At 33.3% G+C, this 6,281-nt stretch carries 8 protein-coding genes; all 8 read left to right on the top strand.

Features of this window, described 5'->3' with window-relative positions; translation table 11 throughout:
• Positions 1 to 340 precede the first annotated feature (340 nt).
• The 8 genes from ACYQ2O_RS09895 to ACYQ2O_RS09860 all read left to right on the top strand — a co-directional run bounded on the left by ACYQ2O_RS09895 (position 341) and on the right by ACYQ2O_RS09860 (position 6,020).
• Positions 341 to 721 (top strand): Na-translocating system protein MpsC family protein, encoded by a 381-nt coding sequence (locus ACYQ2O_RS09895; protein WP_346023758.1) that lies wholly within the window; start codon positions 341 to 343, stop codon positions 719 to 721.
• 479 nt (positions 722 to 1,200) lie between these two features.
• On the top strand, positions 1,201 to 2,190 hold the full coding sequence (locus tag ACYQ2O_RS09890) for a sodium-dependent bicarbonate transport family permease (RefSeq protein WP_346023757.1): 990 nt from the start codon (positions 1,201 to 1,203) through the stop codon (positions 2,188 to 2,190).
• A 16-nt stretch (positions 2,191 to 2,206) separates the two neighbouring features.
• Positions 2,207 to 2,512 carry a P-II family nitrogen regulator gene (locus ACYQ2O_RS09885; protein WP_091268083.1) on the top strand — a complete coding sequence of 102 codons (306 nt, stop codon included), beginning with the start codon at positions 2,207 to 2,209 and terminating at the stop codon, positions 2,510 to 2,512.
• Between the two features lie 58 nt (positions 2,513 to 2,570).
• Complete coding sequence (locus ACYQ2O_RS09880; protein ID WP_346023756.1) at positions 2,571 to 2,768, top strand: DUF6671 family protein; 198 nt, start codon at positions 2,571 to 2,573, stop codon at positions 2,766 to 2,768.
• Positions 2,769 to 2,899: 131 nt separating this feature from the next.
• Complete coding sequence (locus ACYQ2O_RS09875; RefSeq protein ID WP_287027552.1) at positions 2,900 to 3,346, top strand: Hsp20/alpha crystallin family protein; 447 nt, start codon at positions 2,900 to 2,902, stop codon at positions 3,344 to 3,346.
• A 161-nt stretch (positions 3,347 to 3,507) separates the two neighbouring features.
• A complete protein-coding gene (locus tag ACYQ2O_RS09870) occupies positions 3,508 to 4,206 on the top strand; it encodes a recombinase family protein (protein ID WP_346023760.1) in 699 nt (232 codons plus the stop codon).
• 142 nt (positions 4,207 to 4,348) lie between these two features.
• Positions 4,349 to 5,113, top strand: coding sequence for an HNH endonuclease (locus ACYQ2O_RS09865; protein ID WP_346023755.1), 765 nt, complete (start codon positions 4,349 to 4,351; stop codon positions 5,111 to 5,113).
• Positions 5,114 to 5,585: 472 nt separating this feature from the next.
• On the top strand, positions 5,586 to 6,020 hold the full coding sequence (locus tag ACYQ2O_RS09860) for a transposase (RefSeq protein WP_459770942.1): 435 nt from the start codon (positions 5,586 to 5,588) through the stop codon (positions 6,018 to 6,020).
• Positions 6,021 to 6,281: the final 261 nt, after the last annotated feature.

Genomic DNA, 6,281 nt, shown 5'->3' with positions numbered 1-6,281 from the left:
GTCCAATGGGACAACTGAAGAAAATGTTTGGGTAATGAAACACACAGAATGAGCCATTTTAATATTAAAATTGAAGAGTTACCATCTCTAGAAAAAAAGTTTCCGCCAAAGTCTTGACACATACAATGACTTTATATGTATTTACAACGAATTAGATATATGTTATGCTAAATTAAATTTTTTTAAGTTAGAATAGGTTGCTCAATATAAGTACAATTATCAAATGTATTAGCATTAAGATAATAATTAATTGTCTGTATGAAAATACGGTTAGGGTTTTGTTGCTTAGATTGAAACAAATCGGTATGTCACCCTTAATATATGGTGATAGGAAATACCCTTGATAGGAGGAACAACCATAACAAAAGGTCAATTAGAAGCAGAAATAAGCAAGGCATTAACACTGTGGGAGAAGGATTTTCTAGGACGAGGATCCGTAACAGTGAAAACTGACATTTTAAGGGATATGGTCATTGTTGTTCTAAGAGGAATATTAACACCTGCAGAATATAAGGTTTGCCAAACATCAGAAGGAATATTATCTATTAAGAAAGTTCGAGCAGATCTAGTAGAAGCAGGTCGAGATATGTTAGGTGAAATAATAAAAGAAAAAACAGGGGAAGAAGTAATAACATTTCATACGGACATCAGTACAAAAACCGGTGAACGGGTTATGATCTTTAAATTATCTGGCGATTTAGAGAAAAAACTAATGTCTTAGAAAAAATAATAGTAGGGAGATCTACAAAGGCCCATTTTGGATGAAATAGTGGGTAAGTTGAGGATAAACCGACTTTTTTCTAGCGTAAGGCAGTTATACCACTATAAATGTGGATACTGTACCTTGCTAGAAAAAGTCGGTTTTTTGCTTAGGTACTCTATACAACAAACACCACTAAGAGTATGACACAATATCTCAAATACTTTTACAAAAGCCAGGGTATAAGCACTTAATATAATGAAAGGAGGTGTACTACTGTCCCTATAATTTACAATTATATTGTAATGAAAATTATGAACATAAAGGTAAGTTGATAGACAAATGAAAGGTGGAATACACCAGTCAAATGTGGGTCAGCATCCATGGCTACTACCTCAAAATTAGTAATATGATGTTGACCTTATTTTTGCGCATGTAATTAATTATAATTTATTAATGAAAAAATAAGTTTTAAAAATAATGGTGAGGTGTTAAGTAAGATGATTTCTTTAGAATTTGCATTTAGCAACATGTTATCTCCAGCAATATTATTTTTTATATTAGGAGTTATAGCGGTATCAGTTAAATCTGATCTTGAAATACCTGATTCAATTGGATCAGCAATAACATTATATATTTTAATATCCATAGGATTACAGAGTGGAGTAGCAGTGAGTAAAACAGGGATACTAGGAGTAGTAATACCTGCTTTATCCGCAATAATTATGGGTATTTTAATTACAACTGTAGTATACTATATAATGTCAAAAATAGGATTTGATCCAGAAAATGCAGGATCCATAGCAGGACATTATGGAGCATGTAATAGTGTAACCATTATAACAGTTTTGGTTTTTTTAGAGCAAATGGGAGCTAGCTATGAGGAATTTGTGCCTGCCTTGTACCCTTTTATGGATACAGCAGCTTTACTTACCGGTATTGTTCTAGGTCGTGTTGGTTTAAAGAAAAGATCTGTTGAAGTAGAAAAAGGTGAATATAATATAAGAGATATATTGCGTACATCTTTAACAGCTAAATCAACATTATTAATTTTTGGTGGCTTTCTAATTGGATTAATATCAGGTGTTGAAGGAACGAAAAGTCTCATGCCTTTCTATGATAATATTTTTGAGGGAATTTTCACAATTTTTATGCTTGATATAGGAATACTTTCCGGTTCAAGAATCTTTGAACTAAAAAGTGTTAAGCCAGTTACATTGGTGTTAGCAATTATTCTCCCGCCATTACAGGCTTTTATGGCAATAATATTAGCTACTTTTATTGGCTTAAGTCCAGGAGGAGCAACTGTGTTTGCAGCATTGGCTGGTGGAGCATCCTTTATATCTGCACCGGCAGTAATGAGAAGTACCTTTCCGGATGCCAACCCCTCTTTGGCTATTGGAATGAGTCTAGGGATTATTTTTCCCTTTAATATTTTAATAGGAATCCCCCTTTACTATCAAATAGCAAATATAATTTCAAATTTATAGATGGAGGTGTACCAACATGTTGAAAAGTGCTGAGAAAATTATTATAATAACTGAAAGAATAATCTGTTCTCGTATAATAGAATATTTAGAGTCTTTAGGTATTAAAGCTTATACCATTTATCAGAATGTTTCTGGACAAGGTGAAAGAGGTATGAGATCAATATCTGGAGGACTTAGTAGATTTGGTGAAAATATAAGAATAGAAATTATAATAGAGAATGAAGAAGAGGCTATAGCTGTAGCTGAAAAGATATACAATAAATATTTGTCTTCAAAATATGCGGGGATAGTCTATATAGAAGATATTCGAGTAATTAAGTAATGGGTAAGAAAGCCATTATATGTATGAGAGAAGTTCAACTACCGGAGATATAGAGCGTATGGGAAATCAATTTGAAGCTGCAAGACATAAGGCAATTGGAGCTATGGATTTATGTGGTAAAACCTTAGCCTTTGCCAGTGAAGGTTCCTTTGGTCTCCATCCTTTTATGCCTTTCGTTCCATTTAATCGGGAAATAGTACTATTAGTTGATAAAGAGAATGATCTAGAAATCAGTGGTATGGCAACTACAGCATAAAAAAAAATAAGTAAAAAAACAAAAAAACTATTGACAGATTTTGAAAAGTGGTGTATATCTAAATTAGAGTTAGCACTCAACGACAGAGAGTGCTAATGATGAGAATAAAAACAAGTAAAGGAGTGGTTATTATGGCAGGATTAATTCCATTCAACAGAAAACGAAATGATGTAATGAATACTGGTTTTGAAGATTTTTCCAACATGATTGATGACTTTTTTACAGGTAGCTGGCCATTGCAAAGAAGTTTAGCGGCAGATACATTTAAGATTGACATTCAGGATAATGATACAGAGTACACAATTGAAGCAGAACTTCCAGGAGTAAAGAAAGAAGATGTAGAGATTACGCTTAACGAAGGAAGACTTAACATTTCAGTGAAAAAAGAAGAAGTTTCTGAAGATAAAAACAAAAAATATATTCATCGTGAAAGAAAATATGCTCAGATGTCACGAAGCATATTCCTTGCAGATGCCAATGAAGAAAGTGTTCAGGCAAAACTAGAAGAAGGTGTGTTGACAATTAAGGTACCTAAAAAGGAACAGGTCGACACCTCTAAACGCATCATGATCGAGTAATGAAAGACAGTACATTAGCACACTGGCACAACAACATGCCGGTGTGCTAATGCTTTTTAATTGAGAAACAGTAGCGTAAGTTCATTGGTATAAACATCTGAATTAATATAGAATAAAATATAGGTGGAAATCAATGGTATTAAAGATGTAAGTGGTTACTTATTGATACATACATAGATATTGCCTCAGGGAAAGCGAAGTCTAACCGCAAAACATTTCATCGTCTAATTAAAGATTGTGAAGCAAAAAATATAGAAATTGTGATAACAAAAAACATTAGCAGGTTTGGCCGAGATAGCGTTGAAGTGCTTGAAGGGTTGAATAAGCTAAGAGTGCTTGGAGTTCGTGTCATATTTGAACTAGAAGGACTCGATAGAGCTGATACAGATAGTGCCTTGATGATTTCAATTATCGAATCGATTGCACAAGCCGAAAACGAATCTCGTAGTGAAAATATTAAATGGGATTATAGACGTCTTGCGGCACAAGGCACATCAAAATTATATAACCGAAAATGTTACGATTATGAAAATGATACAGATGGAGTACTGATCATTAAGGAAGATGTAGCTAAAAATGTCCGAATAATTTTTGAACTGTATTTGCGCGGGTTTAGTATTATTGGTATAAAGCGAGAGTTAGAAAAACTAGGAATAAAAACCCCAACCGGAAAAGAAAATTGGTGCAAAAGAACAATTGATGTTATGCTAAGCAATGAGAAATATATCGGTGTTGTTAGGCTACTTAATGCGGGAGAACACCAAGACATTATGTTTCAGAAAATAACCATCCAGCAATTATTTCAAAAGAATAATTTGAAGCGGTACAAGAGGAAAAGAAAAATAGAAGTGATGTTGTAAAAGGGAAAAATGGGATGAAACGGAAATAAAAAAAGTATAGTTCCAAAAGACGGATTGATTAATAAACTAGTTGTTTTAAGAGTTTTTGGATAGCTAAGTTTACTATGCAAATTGAGAATGCAAAAAATGGTAGGTGATTGATATGCAAAAAGGATTAGATTACTATCCAACAAATGCAAAAAATTGTACTGTCGATGAGTGGATACAGATGTTACAAGAGAAAGACTGTTTTACTCCTGTCTTGCTTGAAGCCATCTATGCCTTAGTGGTTGAAATGGGTGGTAAAGGATCCGCCAAACTAATATCAGAAATAACTGGACGTCCATATCAAGTATATAATTCATCTATGGCTCAAACAGTTAAACGGCTAAGAAAAAAAGGTTATACATTTGTAGCTGATGTAAGGAAAAACAGTAAAAAGGAAAGGTACTGGAGTCATTTTTTTAAGGGATATTATGAGAAGGAACTATTTATTTGGGAAGTGAAAGATTCTTTACAAGAAGCATTTATGATATACAGTAGAAAGTTTGATAGGATCGATGCTTGGACTTATGATAATGAAATAGCAAATGAGTATGAAACTGTCGAAGGAATGAGACGCCATCGTATTCATTATCAAATTGAACGTAATCCAGAAATAATAAATATTGCAAAGAAGGAATTTCTTAAAAGGCATGGGGAACTTTTTTGTGAAGCGTGTAACTTTTCATTCAAGAAAATATATGAGATTGATTTTATTGAAGCACATCATATTTTACCACTATATATGGGAAAAAGGATGACTAGAAAGTTAGACTTAATTATGCTTTGTGCAAATTGTCATCGTGCAGTACATAATAAGAAGTGGAATGATAAACCGATAGATATTTTTTTAGAATACATGAAAAACAAATTGATGAAATATTAATTCACATTAAATAACCTAATCAAAAAAAATAGTGAATCACTAGTGTTGCATTAAATATTTACCTGTTCAATGGCATAAAAAAATCCTTTATATGAGTACTTGAATGACTTATCGAAGACCAATACAAAGGATCTATGAACGGATAAGTATAAAATAAAAATGGTTTTCGTATATTAAATTAGAACAATTAAGCTTAGATTCTCGTCAAGCCATTGAACAATTTGATCGTTATGCAAAGAAATTGACATTTAAGAAAGTAATAAAGCTCTTTCTGTATACCGTTAACGATGAAACAGAAAGTTTACGACACCTAGACCAATAACATGTTAATCCGAATTTGAAAAAAGTAATGTGGATAGTCTCTATCAGTTACTTTCAGCTTTCTCGTGCCCTACGGGCACTTGAACCAAATGTATTACTGGAGATTTTTTATCATTTACTTTCTCTTATGCATAAAAAGACGAAGGTACATGTGCAAGGCCATCTAGACGTTCCTAAAGGAACGGGTATTATCAGTGATCAATTGGTTCAATTGGGCAGTCAAGTCTACTTGACGAGTCTCTTTCGACTTGTGACGATAGAGAGAAAGCAGCAAGTCAATTTAAGAATTATCACCAACCGCATGGATGTATCAGCTGAAGAGATTAGTAAAATGTATCAATCACGGTGGCAAATCGAGCTCTTTTTCAAGCATATCAAGCAACACATGACGATTAAAAACTACTTTTCAAAGTCAGAAGAAGGTGTAGAAAATCAAGTCATACTGGCACTGATTGTCTATTTACTGACCTTGCTCATCAAGCTTGAATTGGACTTAAAACAAACAGTTTTCCACATTTTAAGGCATTTGCGAGCGCTACAGTATGAACCGTTCGAATTATTTAAGGAAATTTTCGAACCAGACTAAGTGAAAGAAGTCACCTATAGAGTTATCTTCAACTGAATAAGTCAAAAAAATTCTGGAAAAAGTCATCCGCTGCGCCAGCATTTAACTTTTTTGAAATTTTTAACGAAAGCTAGATATGATTTAATTAACAATAAACTCAAGTTTCGCACCCTGATCAAACCTTGGAAAGCCTATCGGCTTAAGGTTAATCAACTAAATCAAACAGTGATGTGTGACGGATTGGACTCACTTCCAGCTAAAATTTCTTTAAATGAAGTCGGT

This window comes from Alkalibacterium sp. m-11 (assembly GCF_054658155.1).
Note: the sequence above shows the minus strand (reverse complement) of the source record. Positions and strands in the feature narration are given on the sequence as shown.

Coding starts and splice junctions, on each gene's coding strand:
- ACYQ2O_RS09875 (WP_287027552.1), top strand. CDS start 2,900: ATGGCAGGATTAATTCCATTCAACAGAAAACGAAATGATGTAATGAAT.
- ACYQ2O_RS09885 (WP_091268083.1), top strand. CDS start 2,207: ATGTTGAAAAGTGCTGAGAAAATTATTATAATAACTGAAAGAATAATC.
- ACYQ2O_RS09865 (WP_346023755.1), top strand. CDS start 4,349: ATGCAAAAAGGATTAGATTACTATCCAACAAATGCAAAAAATTGTACT.
- ACYQ2O_RS09880 (WP_346023756.1), top strand. CDS start 2,571: ATGGGAAATCAATTTGAAGCTGCAAGACATAAGGCAATTGGAGCTATG.
- ACYQ2O_RS09890 (WP_346023757.1), top strand. CDS start 1,201: ATGATTTCTTTAGAATTTGCATTTAGCAACATGTTATCTCCAGCAATA.